13 protein-coding genes and 1 tRNA gene are annotated in these 15,866 nt (G+C 62.2%); 13 read left to right on the top strand and 1 reads right to left on the bottom strand.

What is annotated here, in order from left to right:
* Positions 1 to 25: 25 nt before the first annotated feature.
* The 10 genes from CK501_RS11900 to alr all read left to right on the top strand — a co-directional run bounded on the left by CK501_RS11900 (position 26) and on the right by alr (position 10,269).
* Positions 26 to 2,128: a hypothetical protein gene (locus CK501_RS11900; RefSeq protein WP_095617964.1), complete on the top strand. Its 2,103-nt coding sequence runs from the start codon at positions 26 to 28 to the stop codon at positions 2,126 to 2,128.
* Between the two features lie 93 nt (positions 2,129 to 2,221).
* A tRNA-Leu gene (locus CK501_RS11895) sits at positions 2,222 to 2,308 on the top strand.
* Positions 2,309 to 2,375: 67 nt separating this feature from the next.
* The gene (gene rnr, locus CK501_RS11890) at positions 2,376 to 4,868 is read left to right on the top strand and encodes a ribonuclease R (protein WP_095617963.1); all 2,493 of its coding nucleotides are present in this window, start codon (positions 2,376 to 2,378) and stop codon (positions 4,866 to 4,868) included.
* Positions 4,869 to 4,883: 15 nt separating this feature from the next.
* Positions 4,884 to 5,645, top strand: coding sequence for a 23S rRNA (guanosine(2251)-2'-O)-methyltransferase RlmB (gene rlmB / locus CK501_RS11885; protein WP_095617962.1), 762 nt, complete (start codon positions 4,884 to 4,886; stop codon positions 5,643 to 5,645).
* An 85-nt stretch (positions 5,646 to 5,730) separates the two neighbouring features.
* A complete protein-coding gene (gene rpsF / locus CK501_RS11880; RefSeq protein WP_095617961.1) occupies positions 5,731 to 6,168 on the top strand; it encodes a 30S ribosomal protein S6 in 438 nt (145 codons plus the stop codon).
* 30 nt (positions 6,169 to 6,198) lie between these two features.
* Entirely contained in the window at positions 6,199 to 6,429 is a 231-nt protein-coding gene (gene rpsR, locus CK501_RS11875; protein WP_095617960.1) for a 30S ribosomal protein S18, read from the top strand.
* An 18-nt stretch (positions 6,430 to 6,447) separates the two neighbouring features.
* Positions 6,448 to 7,299, top strand: a complete 852-nt coding sequence (locus CK501_RS11870) for a hypothetical protein (protein ID WP_095617959.1) — start codon at positions 6,448 to 6,450, stop codon at positions 7,297 to 7,299.
* Between the two features lie 15 nt (positions 7,300 to 7,314).
* Positions 7,315 to 7,761 (top strand): 50S ribosomal protein L9, encoded by a 447-nt coding sequence (rplI, locus tag CK501_RS11865; RefSeq protein ID WP_095617958.1) that lies wholly within the window; start codon positions 7,315 to 7,317, stop codon positions 7,759 to 7,761.
* 31 nt (positions 7,762 to 7,792) lie between these two features.
* Positions 7,793 to 9,187 (top strand): replicative DNA helicase, encoded by a 1,395-nt coding sequence (dnaB, locus tag CK501_RS11860; RefSeq protein WP_095617957.1) that lies wholly within the window; start codon positions 7,793 to 7,795, stop codon positions 9,185 to 9,187.
* A complete protein-coding gene (gene alr, locus CK501_RS11855; protein WP_095617956.1) occupies positions 9,187 to 10,269 on the top strand; it encodes an alanine racemase in 1,083 nt (360 codons plus the stop codon). Before dnaB ends, alr begins: the two co-directional genes overlap by 1 nt.
* Here the strand turns inward: alr and CK501_RS11850 are convergent, their stop codons facing one another.
* A complete protein-coding gene (locus tag CK501_RS11850) occupies positions 10,270 to 10,626 on the bottom strand; it encodes a hypothetical protein (protein WP_095617955.1) in 357 nt (118 codons plus the stop codon).
* A gap of 152 nt (positions 10,627 to 10,778) precedes the next feature.
* Here CK501_RS11850 and CK501_RS11845 point away from each other — a divergent pair, with 152 nt between their 5' ends.
* From CK501_RS11845 to CK501_RS11835, 3 genes are all read left to right on the top strand, one after another.
* On the top strand, positions 10,779 to 11,594 hold the full coding sequence (locus CK501_RS11845; RefSeq protein WP_158223110.1) for a sugar nucleotide-binding protein: 816 nt from the start codon (positions 10,779 to 10,781) through the stop codon (positions 11,592 to 11,594).
* A gap of 81 nt (positions 11,595 to 11,675) precedes the next feature.
* On the top strand, positions 11,676 to 12,812 hold the full coding sequence (locus CK501_RS11840; protein ID WP_095617953.1) for an efflux RND transporter periplasmic adaptor subunit: 1,137 nt from the start codon (positions 11,676 to 11,678) through the stop codon (positions 12,810 to 12,812).
* Entirely contained in the window at positions 12,812 to 15,865 is a 3,054-nt protein-coding gene (locus CK501_RS11835; protein WP_095617952.1) for an efflux RND transporter permease subunit, read from the top strand. The genes CK501_RS11840 and CK501_RS11835 overlap by 1 nt, the downstream gene beginning before the upstream one ends.
* Position 15,866 lies beyond the last annotated feature (1 nt).

Raw genomic sequence — 15,866 nt, 5'->3', positions numbered from 1 at the left:
AAGGCGGACAACGGGTGGCGCATCCATGATCAGACACATCCTCCGGACCGGTCTCGCTCTGACGGCGGCTGCAGCCCTTGCCGGCTGCCTCGGGGACAGTGATTCCGACGAGTACGGTGAGGACATCACGCGCTACGACAGCAATCCCGCGGCGGGTGATTCTGGTACCTATCCGGTGCAGGCCCGTAACGGCAGGCTGGAACGGGCCCTGGTCTGGCTTGATATGGACGGCGACCAGGCGCTTTCCGTTTATGACGATCAGGATTATGAGGACGACGTACTGGCCGATGCCGATGACGAGACCAAGGCGAGGCGGGGCGTTGGTGACAGTTTCGAGCTGACGGAACCCTGGGGCATCACTGACGCCAATGGCAATCTGGAACTTGATGTCAGCGCTCTGGACCTTCCGGAAACCGTGGCCGCCGACCTGGACCCCGCCGACTATTCCCTGATGGTGATCGCAGTCCCCGGTGAGACCCTCAATGATGGTGAACCGGTTGGCAGGGCTTTCTTTCTCAGCGCACCGCCCGGTGTCAGTACCGTCTCACCGTTCACCACGCTCGCCGAGACCGTCCGCTGGCTTCGCGGCGACAGCCTTGATGCAGCGGCTGCGGCGAGTCGCCTGCAGCAGGAGGGGTTCCTGGACGCTCAGGACCCCATAAGCATCTATCAGGATTATCTGAGTGTGCGGGGGGCTACCCGGGGCCCCTATTATGCCGGGGCGTTGCGGCGACTGTTGCAGGAGCAGGTTCCCGGGGAGCGCAGTAATTCTGTTGGGCAGGCTGCCGGGAATCTGGACAGTCTGTCTCCAGATGAGGGCGGCATTACATTCTTCTCGCCGGAGGATCTGCGGGTCCTCGGTTCCGTGGTGCTGGATCAGGCATCGAAAGTGATCAGTGAAGTGGACGCTGACATAGAAGCCAGGGGGCTTGATGGCTATACCCTGCCTGCGGACGGGCAGCTGGACAGTATCCAAGGATTCGAGCCGGATCTCGCCAACCCTCTGGTGCCCGTGGAGCAGCGTTATTTCACGCCGCTGGACAATCCGGAGAATGAAGAGAGCTTTGCTCCCGGGGCCCTGGAAACCGGGAGTGGGGAAGATGGCAGCGTGCGTCTGGGCCGTCTGACGGCGGAGGATGCCCAGCTCAATGCCCAGGTATTCTTTGATTACGGGCCGGGCGGCACATTCAGCCGGATCAGTGTCCGGGGGCAGACCCGTCCGTCCATGGGCGCATTGCATTTTCTCTCCGACGGAGATGATCCCGGCGACCCTGTCGGTCTCGGGTATGCCCCCTATCTGGATATGGAAACCGGGCAAGTCCTGAGTGAGGCGGTGGAACGGGACGGGCTGTCTCCCGGAGTTCTGGATGAGCGCTTTGGTAACGGGAATGGTGCCATTGACTGGGGTACTCCTCGCATTGGTCTGGATTCTGGGTGGTTTGGAGATCACAGTACCGAGACGTATCCGGATGGCACCCTGGAACGGGTGTATATTGAGCCCGGAGATGGCTCAGGGCTGGTGCGTCGGCCTCCGGGAACCACTGGTCAGGACGTGGTGGATGCCGCGATAACGGTGACTTCGGGTGGCTCGGGCGTGCCTCAGGGCCCAGTCGGGTTGCCTGTTGTGCGCGACCCGCTGGGCGATGCCATCAGCCTGGAGCTCCATTATGGGACCCTCGAGGAAGTGGCGGAGTGCAATCCCGGTTCAACGATTCAGCATGTCAGCCATAAACAGCCTGTGACGGTCCGCGACACGGAATCCGGCACTGAACTCCAGATCACGCGTTACGGTCATCTGCGCGATGGCGAAGATGGTGCGGAAAAGATTGCGTTCAGGGTCATGGCGGAAAGCTATCCGGAGTCTTCCGGTGGAGCTGGCGTTATCCTGCGCGAATATGAATACCCAACGGACGGTGTCGAGGATCCGGGGGATGTTGAGCAACCGGATCGGCTGCTGTCCATGAGGGTGCTTGCGCTGGAGTCACTTGATGCGGGTCCCCGGTTCTGTGGAAGTGGTGGGGAGGCATTTTCCGTCACCGCAACTCCCGCGGATCTCCAGTATTACATCGGCTATGAGTACATGCGCTTCGCTGACTACCTCGAGTCCATAGGCACCCGGAGCCAGTAGCCGTAAATCCAAAAAATGTTTGACAGGCCCGCGGGTGCCCATTAAAGTACGCATCACATTCGGGCAGCGCCCGAACACAGTCAGATACCTCGTGCCGAGGTGGCGGAATTGGTAGACGCGCTAGCTTCAGGTGCTAGTGTCCGTAAGGACGTGGTGGTTCAAGTCCACTCCTCGGCACCACTCTTTCCTTCCCTTCTCTCCTGTCTCATGATTGAGACCCAAGAACAAACAGTCACAGGCGGAATCAATGGCCTCAGGAACCCCTCAGGACGACTCCAGCGCGGATCGTGAATCCCAGAAATACGAAAAACCAGTCCACGGCCGGGAAGCCATCCTGGAACACCTGAAAAAGCGCGGTGCTCCGGCGACCCACCAGAAACTCTGTGAAGAATTCGACCTGGACGACGAGGACCGTATTGAGGGCCTGCGTCGGCGGCTGATCGCCATGGCGCGGGATGGTCAGCTCATCTGTAATCGCCGTGGCGCCTATCTGCCCATCTCCGAGGCCGATCTCACCCGGGGTCACGTTCAGGGCCACCGGGATGGATTCGGCTTTGTTGTACCCGAAGGCGGTGGTGACGACCTTTTCCTGAACGCCCGCCAGATGCGGCAGGTTTTTCACGGCGACCGGGTACTGGTGCGTGAAGACCAGAGAGATGCCCGCGGTAAGCGCGAGGCGGTCATCGTGGAGGTGCTGGAGCGAAACACCACCCAGGTTGTGGGTCGCATGCAGCGTGAGGACGGTGTTTCCATGGTGATTCCGGAGAACAGCCGGATCAATCAGGAGATTCTGGTACCGGAGGAAGCCTGCCAGGGTGCGGGCCATGGCCAGTACGTCACCGTGGCCATTGAGAAGCAACCCACAGTGCGCAACAAGCCGGTGGGTCGTGTGGTTGAGATCCTGGGTGACCACATGGCGCCGGGGATGGAGATCACCGTGGCTATCCGTTCCTATGGCCTCCCGGACCAGTGGCCTCCGGCGGTCACCGAGCAGGCGCGAAGCATTCCGGACGAGGTCTCTGAGGACGCCAAACAGGGCCGTGTTGATCTGCGGGATATGCCCCTGGTCACCATTGACGATGAAAGTGCCCGCGACTTCGATGATGCGGTCTACGCGGAAAAGCGCCGGGGTGGTGGCTACCGGTTGATTGTCGCCATTGCGGATGTGGCCTGGTACGTGCGTCCTGAGACCCCGTTGGATCTGGAAGCCCAGAATCGGGGCAACTCGGTCTACTTCCCGGACCACGTTGTTCCCATGCTGCCCGAGAAGCTTTCCAACGGCCTCTGTTCGCTGAACCCGGGCGTTGACCGCCTCTGCATGGTTGCGGACATGAATCTGAGCCGGGAAGGCAAGATCACCCAGTACTGCTTCTACGAAGCGGTGATGCACTCCCATGCACGCCTGACGTACAACAAGGTCAGTGCCATCCTGGAGCACCCGGAATCGAACGACGGGCAGAAGCTGCGGGATGAGTACAGCCAGGTCGTGCCCCATCTGGAGACGCTCTACGGTTGTTACCACATGCTGCGCGAGGCGCGCGAGCAACGCGGCGCCATCGACTTTGAAACCACGGATACCCAGATCCGGTTTGACCGTGACCGCAAGATCAGCGAGATCGTGCCGGTTGAGCGCAATGCCGCTCACAAGGTGATCGAGGAATGCATGTTGTGCGCCAACGTGGCCACGGCACGTTTCCTGAAGCAGCACAGGATCCCGACGCTCTTCCGCGTGCATGATTCGCCTTCGCAGGAGCGGCTGGCGGACGTGCGGCAGTTCCTGAGCGGGCTCGGCCTGGATCTGCCCGGCGGCGATGACCCGGAACCCCAGGATTACCAGCAGGTGCTCAGTCAGGTGCAGAACCGCCCGGACGCCCACATCATCCAGACGGTGATGCTGCGCTCCATGAAACAGGCGGTCTATACCTCCGAGCAGCGGGGCCACTTTGGTCTCGGTTTCGAGGAATACACGCACTTCACTTCGCCCATCCGGCGCTATCCGGACCTTCTGATCCACCGGGGTATCAAGTCGGTGATCCATCGCCGGGCCAGGGGCGGTGCCATGGCCGGCATCAAGGCGCTGTTCGGCAGCCAGAAGAAGGCGAAGACCGTGGTGCCGGCGGAAAAGCCGGATCCGGAACTCGCGCAGTACAACTACTCCCAGGAGCGCGTTCAGCAGCTGGGCGAGCACTGCTCCATGACCGAGCGTCGGGCCGATGATGCCACCCGCGACGTCGAGGCCTGGCTCAAGTGCGAGTTCCTGCAGGGCAACGTGGGCGAAGTCTTTGATGGGGTGATCGCCTCAGTGACCGGCTTTGGGCTTTTCGTGCAGCTCGGCGGTGTCTACACCGAGGGCCTGGTGCACATCTCGGCACTGGGTGGTGACTTCTTCCACTTCGACCGGATCCGCCACACCCTGATCGGTGAGCATACCGGGCGAACCTTCCGGCTCGGGGATCAGGTACGGGTAAGGGTTGTCCGGGTGGACCTGGATGACCGCAAGATTGATCTGGAGCTGGAGGAATCTCTTCCAGACGCGAAGAAAGGCGGCGGAAAAGGGTCGGGCAACCGCAGGAAAGGCGGTGGTAAGGGCCAGCAGGGTGGTCGTAAACCGCAGGGCGGTGACCAGAAGAAGCAGACAAAAGAAGCCGATTCCGGCGACGAAGCGGCGCCGAAGAAGAAATCCGGTGGGCGTCGCCGCCGGCGTGGTGGCCGTGGTGGCGGCGGCAAGAGCGAAGGCTGACCCGGAGATCGATTGATGGCGCAGCATACCCTCTTTGGCTGGCATGCGGTCACCACCCTGCTGGAGCGGCATCCGGAACGGGTGCGCAGCCTGAAGCTGCAGCAGGGGCGTGAGGACGGCCGCCAGAAGCGGGTGCGCCAGCTTGCCGATGATTTCGGTGTTGCCGTGGAGCAGTGCCAGCGTCGGGTTCTGGATGAGGCCAGTGACGGTGGCAATCACCAGGGCGTGGTGGCCGTCATCAAGCCGCCTGTCGCCCTGAGCGAGGATGCGCTGCTGGAGCGCCTGGAAACACTGGGGCGTCCGCCTTTCATTCTCCTCCTGGATGGCGTCACGGATCCTCACAACCTGGGCGCCTGCCTGCGCACGGCCGACGCGGCCGGCGTCGATGCGGTGGTGGTGCCCAAGGACCATTCGGCACCGCTCAACGGTGTGGCCATGAAGGTTGCCAGTGGTGCGGCGGAATCCGTGCCGCTGGTGCGGGCCACCAACCTGGCGCGCTTCATGCGCCGGTGCCGGGAGCAGGGCATCTGGTTCACCGGCACCTCGGATTCCGCTGAAGCGAGTATCCATGACCTGGATCTCACCGGCCCCGTGGCCCTGGTCATGGGTGCCGAGGGCAAGGGCATGCGCCGCCTCACCCGCGATCACTGCGATCAGCTGGGCCATCTCCCCATGGCCGGACTGGTCAGCTCCCTCAATGTCTCCGTGGCCACCGGCGTCTGCCTTTTTGAGGCCCGCCGGCAGCGTACGATTGCATCAGGCGCACACGGGGCATAAAATGTGCGATCCCGTTTCACGGGGTCAATACCACTCCTTGCTTTCGGCGACGGATCGGAAGCTGCTCAAACCGTAAGGAGCGATAATGCGTCATTACGAAATCGTGACACTGGTTCATCCTGACCAGAGCGAACAGGTACCCGCCATGATCGAGCGTTACTCCAAGCTCGTCACCGACGATGGCGGTACAGTCCACCGGGTCGAGGACTGGGGGCGGCGTCAGCTGGCCTATCCGATCAACAAGATCCACAAGGCCCACTACATCCTCATGAACATCGAGTGCACCCAGGAGGCGCTGGGTGAACTGCAGCACAACTTCCGGTTCAATGACGCGGTCATCCGCGATCTGATCGTGCGCAAGGATGAGGCGGTAACTGAACCCTCGCCCATGAAGGCGGCCGAGAACCGCGAGGAACGGGGCGATGACAAACCGCGCCGGCAGACAACCTCCGGTGATTCAGGGGAGACGGAAACAGACAGTTCCGACTCCGAGACCGAAGAAGCCGGCGAAAGCGCCGAGTAACACGCATCAGAGAACTGAGGATACCGATTCATGGCTCGTTTTTTCAGACGTCGTAAGTTCTGCCGTTTCACCGCGGAAGGGGTCAAGGAGATCGACTACAAGGATCTCGACACCCTGCGCAGCTACATCACTGAAACCGGCAAGATTGTACCCAGCCGGATCACCGGCACACGTGCCCGCTATCAGCGGCAGCTGGCAACAGCCGTCAAGCGCGCCCGCTACCTGGCTCTGCTGCCCTACGCCGACAGCCACGACCAGTAACGGCCATCGGGTTAGCTGATGCAGCGTCTGGCTGAATTCATACTGCGGGGCCCCATGCCTGCGGCCGCTGTCGCGGTCGGGGGCATGGTCCTGCCGTTCCTGTTCTGGCTGGGTGCTGCGGCAGTTGGGCTCGTAACGCTCAGGCTGGGGCCCCAGAAAGGGCTGGTTACCGGGCTCTGGGCACTGCTGCCGGGCGCGGCCTGGCTCTGGGTCGGGATGGATCCGGCACCCCTGGTGGTGCTTCTGATCACAATGGTCATCTGCAGCGTGCTGCAGATGACCGTTTCCTGGGAAAAAGCCCTTATGGCCGGGGCCGCGCTGGCAATAGGGGTTGCCCAGGCACTGCCCTGGGTGGCGCCGGCATTCTTTGATCAGCTGATCACAACGGCCCAGCAGGTGTACGGCGACATGAACGCCGGCATGATGGAGAACCTGCCCGAGGATGTGGATCCGGAGACCGTGATCCGCACCATGATGATCGCGGTACTGGGGGTTCTCAACTACGCGCTGGCCATTGCGGCGTCCCTGCTTGCCAGGGGCTGGCAGGCGCGGCTGTTCAATCCGGGTGGTCTGCAGGCGGAATTCCATGAATTCCGGCTCTCGGCACCGACGGCGCTGGGGCTGCTGGTGCTCATGGCGGTCGGTGAGTTCGTGGGGATCAATGGAACGCTGCTCCTTCTGGTGCTGGGTGTTCCGCTGCTGCTTGCGGGCCTCGCACTGGTACATGGCACGCTCGCCAAACGCGGGCTCGGTACCGGCTGGCTTGTGGGCTTTTACATCGCCCTGGTGGTGCTGGTTCCATGGTTATTTCTGGTGCTGGTCTTCGCGGCCGTCATCGACAGCTGGCTTGATATCAGACAGCGACTTTAGACAGAGGTTATTGGGATGAACGTTATACTGCTCGAAAAAATGCACAAGCTCGGGGATCTGGGTGACCAGGTGAAGGTCAAGCCGGGCTTCGGGCGTAACTACCTTGTTCCCTACGGCAAGGCGGTTCCCGCCACCGAAGAGAACATCAAGGCATTTGAGGAACGCCGTGCAGAGCTTGAGAAGGCTGCTGCTGAACGGCTGAAGGCCGCTCAGGCCCGTGGCGAAGCGCTTGAGGGCAGCTCCGTCACCATCGAAGCCAAGGCCGGTGAGGAAGGCAAGCTGTTCGGCTCCATTGGGGTCCGTGATATTGCGGAAGCGGTGTCCGCCAACGGCACCGCTGTCGAAAAGAGCGAAGTGCTGCTGCCGGAAGGCCCCATCCGCATGACCGGCGAGTACGGGATCACGCTGCAGCTGCATACCGATGTGCAGGCAACGATCCAGCTGAACATCGTCAAGGGCTGAATCCGGCCCGGAGCAGGGGAGTGCCCGGCTGATGGCGCAGGAACCGGAAGCTGACGAGCGCACCAGCCGCGTCAAGGTGCCCCCGCATTCCATCGAGGCGGAACAGGCCGTTCTTGGCGGCCTGATGCTCGATAATGCGGGCTGGGAGCTCGTGGAAGGGCTCATCACTTCCGGGGACTTCTACCGCTCCGAACACCGCCTGATATTCCACGCCAGCGAGCGGCTGATCGCCAATGATAAGCCGCTTGATATGGTCACCGTGGGCGAATGGCTCGAGCAGGCCGGAGATCTGGATGCCTGTGGCGGGCTTGAGTACCTCGGCCGACTGGTCGAACAGACCCCCGGTGCGGCCAACCTTCGAAGTTACGCCGAGATCGTCAAGGAACGGTCTGTTTTCCGGCAGCTGATCGAAGTCTCCGGCCATATTGCCGATTCCGCATTCAATCCCCAGGGGCGTTCCAGCGCCGAGATTCTGGATGCTGCCGAAAGCCAGGTATTCCGGATCGCTGAACACCAGGTCCAGCAGAGTGGCGGCCCCCGTGAGATCAATCCCATCCTCAGGGAAACCCTGGAGCGCATCGAGTCGCTGTTCGAAACCGAGGGTGGGCTGACAGGGCTGACCTCCGGTTTCAAGGATCTGGATGACATCACCTCCGGCTGGCAGCCCTCGGATCTGGTGATCGTGGCTGCACGCCCTTCCATGGGTAAGACCGCGTTCGCCATGAACCTGGTCGAGAACATGCTGATGGCAACCGACAAGGGCTGTCTGGTGTTCAGCATGGAGATGCCGGCGGATGCCATCGTGATGCGGATGCTCTCGTCCATTGGCCGGATTGACCAGACCCGGATCCGTAACGGGAGCCTGGAACAGGATGACTGGCCGCGCCTCACTTCCGCCATCAGCCTGCTCAAGGACAAGCCGCTCTATATTGATGACACGCCGGCGCTCAGCCCGACCGAAATGCGCTCGCGTGCGCGGCGTATTGCCCGGGAGATGGACAGCCAGGGAAACGAGCTTGGCATGATCATGGTGGACTACCTGCAGCTGATGCGGGCGCCCGGCAATAACGAGGGCCGTACCGCTGAGATCTCCGAGATCTCGAGGGCTCTCAAGGGCCTGGCGAAGGAGCTCAACTGCCCCGTGATCGCGCTGTCCCAGCTCAACCGGAGCCTGGAGCAGCGGCCCAACAAGCGCCCGGTCAACTCGGACCTGCGCGAGTCCGGGGCGATCGAGCAGGACGCCGATGTGATCGCCTTCATCTACCGCGACGAAGTCTACAATGAGGACAGCACCGACAAGGGCATCGCTGAGATCATCATCGGCAAGCAACGGAACGGCCCTGTCGGGAGCATTCGGCTGGCATTCCTCGGTCAGTACACCAAGTTCGAGGACCTGGCCTACGGGGATTACGGGGGCGACTATTAATGCCGCGCCATACCCGGGCCCGTATCGATCTGGACGCGCTCAGGAGTAACTTCCGGAAGGCCCGGCAGCTTGCCCCCGAGTCGGCCTCCATGGCGGTGGTCAAGGCCGACGGTTACGGGCACGGTCTTGAGCCGGTGGCCCGGGTTCTGGCCGGGGAGACTGACTGCCTGGCCGTTGCCACTGTCGGGGAGGCACAGCGCCTGCGCGATGCCGGCATCACCACGGCCATTGTTCTGCTTGAGGGCGTGCATGAGGCGGCGGACTGGCCGGTTGTTTCGGCGCTGGAGCTGCAGCCTGTTCTGCACAGCTATCACCAGCTGGCTGGGGCTGAAGCCCTGAACGGGGAGGTGCCGGTCTGGATCAAGTGCAACACCGGTATGAACCGTCTGGGTGTGGCGCCGCAGGAGGTCGCGGCCTTTCGGCAGCGCCTTGAGACCCAGCCGGGTCTGCGGGTGGTCGGTCTCCTTTCCCACTATGCCTGTGCGGATGATCTCTCGGATCCCATGACCCGGCGTCAGCAGGCGTGCTTTCAGCGCATCCGGGATGACCATCCGGAGCTGCAGGTCAGCCTCGCCAACTCCGCGGCTCACTTCCATGACCCGGCACCGGACTGTGACTGGACGCGCCCAGGGATCATGCTGTACGGCGGGACGCCCCTGATTGGCACGACAGGGCCAGCACTCGGCCTGCAGCCGGTTATGATCCTGGAGTCCCGGATCATCGCCGTGCGTGAGCTGGCAGCGGGTGAGTCAGTGGGTTATGGCGCCACCTGGGTCGCGGAAGCCGACTGCCTCATGGGGATTGTGGAGATCGGGTATGGCGATGGTTACCCCCGGCACGCCCCCAGCGGGACCCCCGTGGCAGTGGCTGGGCATCGGTGCCGGCTTATCGGCCGGGTTTCCATGGACATGATCGCCGTGGATCTGAGCCAGTGCCCGGAGGCGGAAACCGGTACACCGGTCGAGCTCTGGGGGCACCATGTGGGTGTTGATGAGGTGGCCGGCATGGCCGGCACCATCAGTTATGAGCTGCTGACCGGGGTTTCCCCGCGAGTCCCCCGGACATACTTGGGCGGCGGCTGATCAGGCGTTGCTCTCGGGTTCGAACAGAACCTCTTCCAGGAAGACCAGGATGCCCTCAATGTGCTCGTCGTCCGCCTTCTTGAGCACGTTGTGGATGACCATCCGGGTGCCCTTGAGCATGCTGCTTATGCCCATGCTGGCCATCTTCTGGAGCATGGAACCGGCATTCATCCGCCGCAGTGGTTCCAGAAAGAAGAAGTCGGTGCCGGTTTCCGTGAGTTCCATGATCAGGTTGTAGAGGTCGTCCCGGCGCTGTTTGCTCACGCCGTTGCTGCGGATGTCACTGATGACCTCGAGGGCCTTCTGGTACTGGGCTTCCGGCAGGGGGGCTACCAGATGGTGCTGGTGCTTGGGCATTGGTCATACTCCTTTGTGTACAAGTGTTTTGTATGGCCGCCATTACACGCATTGCATCAATCTTGGGCATTGGCTGAAATGGCGGTTATGCTGTCGTATCGTGCAACCCGTCACATTCTGGACCTGCAAGCGACCCTGTTTTGAAGATACTGGTGGTTTACGAACCGGGGGAACTCGGTGAAGCGCTGCTTTCACGGCTCGCTGCGGCTGGGCTCGAACCCACGCCGCTGCTGTTGAGCCGTCCCTCGGATGTGGCACTGGATCAGCTTCAGTCCTGGGTTGAGCCCTGTTTCGATCTGGTGATCAACGCCATCACCAGTGTGGATGCGGAGCAGGCCGAGCCGGTGCCACAAGAGACGCGACACCGCCTGCATGACCTGCCGGTGGCACTGGCGGAAAGGGCCGCTTTTCATGCCATTGCCATGATGAACCTGTCCAGCAGCCAGGTTTTTGACGGGCGCAAGCAGCAGCCCTACATCAGCAGTAATCCGGGCAATCCGCTGTCCGTTCTGGGCCAGTGCCAGTGGGACTGTGAGCAGTCCCTGCGCAGTCGGCTGCCGCGGCATCTGATCCTGCGTACCGGCTGGTCGCTGGAGCGGTTGCAGGAGCGTGTGCGTAGCCACGATCCGAGCGAACCCCTCTGCCTGAGCAGCCGCTATCGGGGGCAGCCTACCACCTGGTCGGATTGCGCCCGGGTCATGACCGCCGTTGTCCAGCAGTTGGACTGTGGCGCGGAGGCCTGGGGAACCTACCAGTACGCCGGCTGTGACACCCTTTCCCTCTACGATCTGGGGCTGGAACTCCTTGAGGAGCTCCCGGAGACACAGCGTCCGCATCTGATTGACGAAGAAGATGCCTGGATGCGGCTGGAACCCGCCAATGCCGTGCTCAACTGCAAGAAAATCCGTCATACCTTCGGCATCCAGCAGTTGTCCTGGCGCCAGGTCCCTGCGGCAACGAAACCATGACGAGCCCGTAACGAAAGAGTAGACTGAGCGTCCTTTTGGGCGCTCTGTCGCAGCCCTGTATCAACGGGTCAGGATGACGTTATGTCTACTTCAAGCCGATTCATCGTAGTCACCATCGGACTGGTGATCGTTTTTGGCGGGATCTTTGGCTGGAAAGCCTTTGAATTCCGCATGATGCAGCAGCAGCTCAGCAAGGAAAAACCCCCCGCCGTCATTGAGGCGGTTCAGGCCGGAACCCGCGAATGGGTGCCCTCGTTGAATTCCGTGGGGAGCATCCGTGCCGTTAACGGCATCAAGGTCGCGAATGAGCTTCCCGGTGTGGTTGAGACCATCCGCTTCGAGTCCGGTGACATGGTCGAGAAAGGCGATGTGCTGGTGGAGCTGGATGTGGAATCCGATCGTGCGGCCCTGGAGACCCGGAGGGCGGAAGCCGAGAGTGCCCGTCGGACCTTTGAGCGGGTGTCGAACCTGGTTGAGCGGAATGCGGTTTCCCAGGCCGAGTTCGATGAAGCAGAGGCGGCCTACGACGCGGCCCGGGCCCGGGTCAGGGAGCAGGAAGCTCTTCTGCGCAAGAAGATCCTGCGCGCGCCTTTCGATGGCAAGACCGGCCTGCGGCTGGTGGATCAGGGCGAGTACATGCCCACTGGGACCCCGGCGGTGGAGATCAATATGGTGGATCCCATCTACGCCGAATATTCCATACCCGAAAAACACCTCAGCGGTGTCGAGGTGGGAGACCGCGTAACCGTATCGGTGGCCGCCTACCCGGATCGTGTGTTCGAGGGTGAGATCAGCGCCATCAACAGCTCCGTCACGGCGGAAAACCGCTCGGTCCGTGTGCGTGCGACCCTTGAGAACGGGGACGGCGCCCTGCGGCCGGGGATGTTCGCGGACGTCCGCACCCTCGAGCCCGAGCCTCGCGAGGCGGTGGTGGTTCCGCGCACGTCGGTGTCCTTCAACACCTACGGGGATTTCGTGTACGTGCTCAATGAGAACGAAGAGGGCGAGCTGGTGACCGAACGCCGCAGCATTGAGACGGGCGCTGAGCGCGACGGCGTGGTGGAGGTGGCGTCCGGCCTTGAATCCGGAGAACGGATCGTTGCCAATGGCCTGCTGCGCCTGCGGGCAGGGCAGCGCGTGCAGATCGCCGATGAGGATGACAGGCCCGGAGCGACCGTTGAGGACAGCGGCAGTGGTGCAGCACAGGGAGACGGCTGATGCGATTCACCGATATCTTCGTCCACCGGCCGGTACTGGCGACGGTGGTCAGCCTGCTGATCCTGTTGCTGGGCGTGCGTTCGGCCATGGAAATGGAGATCCGGCAGTATCCGGAGCTCGAAAGCACTACGGTCACCGTGACCACCGCCTATCCCGGCGCCAGCTCGCAGCTGGTGCAGGGCTTCGTCACGACGCCGCTGCAGCAGGCCATTGCCGAGGCGGATGGCATTGATTACCTGACGGCGACCAGCCGCCAGGGCAGTTCCATCATTCAAGCCAAGATGGACCTCAACTACGACGCCAATGACGCGCTCTCCGAGATCCAGGCGAAAGTGGCCAGCCAGCGCAACGAACTGCCTGAGGCCTCCCGGGATCCGGTGATTGAATCGGAAACGGGCGATTCCACGGCACTGATGTACATCGCCTTCCACAGCGAGTCGCTGCCGGTGTCGCAGATCACCGATTACCTGACACGTGTCGTGCAGCCCCAGCTGCAGGCACTGAGCGGTGTGGGCAAGGCTGACCTTTTCGGGCGCACCTATGCCATGCGCGTATGGCTGGATCCCACCCGGCTCGCCAGTCTTGATATCACGCCCCGTGAAGTGGTCGATGTACTGCGGGCCAACAACTACCAGGCGGCAGTAGGGTCCATCGAAAGTGACCTGATCCGAGTGGGCCTGGATGCGGATACCGACATCGCGGATCCGGAACAGTTCCGCAGGCTGGTGGTCCGGGAGGTGGATGGCACCCTGATCCGGCTCGAGGACATCGCGGATGTGGCACTGGGCGCGGAGAACAACGACCAGATTTCCTATTATGCGGGCAGCCCCGCGACCTACCTGGCGATCGAGCTGGCGCCGGGCGCCAATCCGCTCGATGTGGCGGACAGGGTGCGCAGTGAGCTGCCCGGCATCGAATCCCAGTTGCCCTCGGGGCTGAACGTTGACCTGCCCTACGATGCCTCGGAGTTCATCGAGGATTCCATCAACGAAGTGATCTACACCCTGGTTGAGGCGCTGATCATTGTCCTGGTGGTGATCTTCCTCTGCCTGGGCAGTATCCGTGCCGCCGTTGTGCCTTCCGTGGCCGTGCCCCTGTCCATGATCGGGGGCGCTTTCCTGATGCTGCTGATGGGCTTTTCCGTGAACCTCCTGACCCTGCTGGCAATGGTGCTGGCCATCGGGTTGGTGGTGGATGACGCCATCATCATGGTGGAGAACGTGCACCGCCACGTTGAGCGGGGCGAGAAGCGTTTTGATGCCGCCATCAACGGCGCCAGGGAAATGGCGGTGCCCATCATCGCGATGACCACCACGCTGGTGGCGGTGTTCGCCCCCATCGGCTTCATGGGCGGTCTTGTGGGGGCGCTTTTCACGGAATTCGCCTTCGCGCTGGCGGCAACCGTGGTCATTTCCGGTGTTGTGGCCCTGACGCTGTCGCCGGTGCTCTCTGCCAACGTTCTCAAGCCAGCCGGGGAGTCCGGGCGCTTTGAACGCATGGCCGAGTCCTTCTTCGAGAGGCTGTCCAATGCCTATCGCCGGGCGCTGACCAGTGTGGTCAGCAGCCTCCCTGTGATCGCCTACTTTGGTGTGGCCATACTGGTGGCGATCTATTTCATGGTGACCTTCAGCCAGAGCGAACTGGCGCCGGACGAAGACCAGGGCATTGTCTTCTATCAGGGCACCGGGCCACAGACCGCGAACCTGGATTATCTCGAGCGTTACGGCGCCGAGATGCAGGAACGGTTCGAGACGCTGCCCGGGTATGAGGAGTCCTTCATGCTCATGGGGGCTACGGCGCCCAATGAAGTGTTCGGCGGTTTCAAGCTCAAGCCCAGCAGTGAGCGTGAGATCTCCCAGTTCGAGGTCCAGCCCATGCTCCAGGAGGAAATGGACCGGGTGACCGGACTGCGTGTGGCGACTTTTCCGCGCCCGCCCCTGCCGGCTTCCGGCGGCGGGCTGCCGTTCCAGTTCGTGCTGACCACCGGCAGCGACTTTGAGCAGCTCAACGAGGTGGCCGATGAGATGCTGCAGGAGGCCAACCAGAGCGGCAATTTCATCTTCCTGGAGAAGAGCATTGACTATAACCGCCCGGTGACGGGAATCAGTGTGGACCGTGAGCGCGTGGCGGACCTCGGTCTGTCCATGGCGGATGTGGGCGAGACACTGTCCACCATGCTGGGTGAGGGCTTCGTGAACCGCTTCAACATGGAAGGGCGGGCCTACGATGTGATCCCGCAGGTTTCGCGGCCCTTCCGCAGTGATCAGGAGAAACTGCGCGACTACTACGTCCGGTCCGCGTCCGGTCAGCTGGTGTCCCTGGACCAGGTGATCGACTTTGAGCAACGGGTGGAGCCCTCCAGTCGGACCCAGTTCAATCAGCTCAATTCCATCACACTTCAGGGGGTTCCCATGCCGGGCACCGCCATGGGGGATGTTATGGCCTACATGGAGAATCTGGCCGGCGAGACCCTGCCCCAGGGCTTTGGTACGGATTACAAGGGCCAGTCCCGACAGCTGGCGCAGCAGGGCAGTGCGCTCATGATGACTTTCTTCCTGTCGCTGCTGGTGATCTACCTGGTGCTTGCGGCGCAGTTCGAGAGCTGGCGGGATCCGTTCATCATACTGGTGTCGGTGCCTCTGTCGGTGGCCGGTGCCATGATCTTCATCGTGCTGGGAGTGGCCACCATGAACATCTACACCCAGGTGGGGCTGATCACTCTGATCGGTGTTGTGGCCAAGAACGGGATCCTGATCGTGGAGTTCGCCAACCTGCTTCAGAAGGACCGGGGCATGAGCGTCCGCGAGGCGGCGATCGAAGCCTCCGCCATCCGGCTACGCCCGATCATCATGACCTCCCTGGCGCTGATCGTGGCCATGGTGCCGCTGCTGCTGGCCTCGGGGCCGGGCGCAGTGAGCCGTTTCGCCATTGGCCTGACGGTGGCCACCGGCCTGGGCTTCGGGACCTTCTTCACACTCTTTGTGCTGCCAGGGTTCTACATCATGCTGGCCCGGGACCATAATGCTCCGACCCGCGCCGAGGCGGCGAGCTGAT

This window comes from Halovibrio salipaludis (assembly GCF_002286965.1).
Taxonomy (GTDB): Bacteria; Pseudomonadota; Gammaproteobacteria; order Pseudomonadales; family Oleiphilaceae; genus Halospina; species Halospina salipaludis.
Note: the sequence above shows the minus strand (reverse complement) of the source record. Positions and strands in the feature narration are given on the sequence as shown.

Bases quoted from the DNA above. Each gene is read 5' to 3' on its own strand.
- CK501_RS11870 (WP_095617959.1), top strand. From the start codon at position 6,448: ATGCAGCGTCTGGCTGAATTCATACTGCGGGGCCCCATGCCTGCGGCC.
- rplI (WP_095617958.1), top strand. From the start codon at position 7,315: ATGAACGTTATACTGCTCGAAAAAATGCACAAGCTCGGGGATCTGGGT.
- rnr (WP_095617963.1), top strand. From the start codon at position 2,376: ATGGCCTCAGGAACCCCTCAGGACGACTCCAGCGCGGATCGTGAATCC.
- CK501_RS11840 (WP_095617953.1), top strand. From the start codon at position 11,676: ATGTCTACTTCAAGCCGATTCATCGTAGTCACCATCGGACTGGTGATC.
- rpsR (WP_095617960.1), top strand. From the start codon at position 6,199: ATGGCTCGTTTTTTCAGACGTCGTAAGTTCTGCCGTTTCACCGCGGAA.
- rlmB (WP_095617962.1), top strand. From the start codon at position 4,884: ATGGCGCAGCATACCCTCTTTGGCTGGCATGCGGTCACCACCCTGCTG.
- dnaB (WP_095617957.1), top strand. From the start codon at position 7,793: ATGGCGCAGGAACCGGAAGCTGACGAGCGCACCAGCCGCGTCAAGGTG.
- CK501_RS11850 (WP_095617955.1), bottom strand. From the start codon at position 10,626: ATGCCCAAGCACCAGCACCATCTGGTAGCCCCCCTGCCGGAAGCCCAG.
- CK501_RS11900 (WP_095617964.1), top strand. From the start codon at position 26: ATGATCAGACACATCCTCCGGACCGGTCTCGCTCTGACGGCGGCTGCA.
- CK501_RS11835 (WP_095617952.1), top strand. From the start codon at position 12,812: ATGCGATTCACCGATATCTTCGTCCACCGGCCGGTACTGGCGACGGTG.
- rpsF (WP_095617961.1), top strand. From the start codon at position 5,731: ATGCGTCATTACGAAATCGTGACACTGGTTCATCCTGACCAGAGCGAA.
- alr (WP_095617956.1), top strand. From the start codon at position 9,187: ATGCCGCGCCATACCCGGGCCCGTATCGATCTGGACGCGCTCAGGAGT.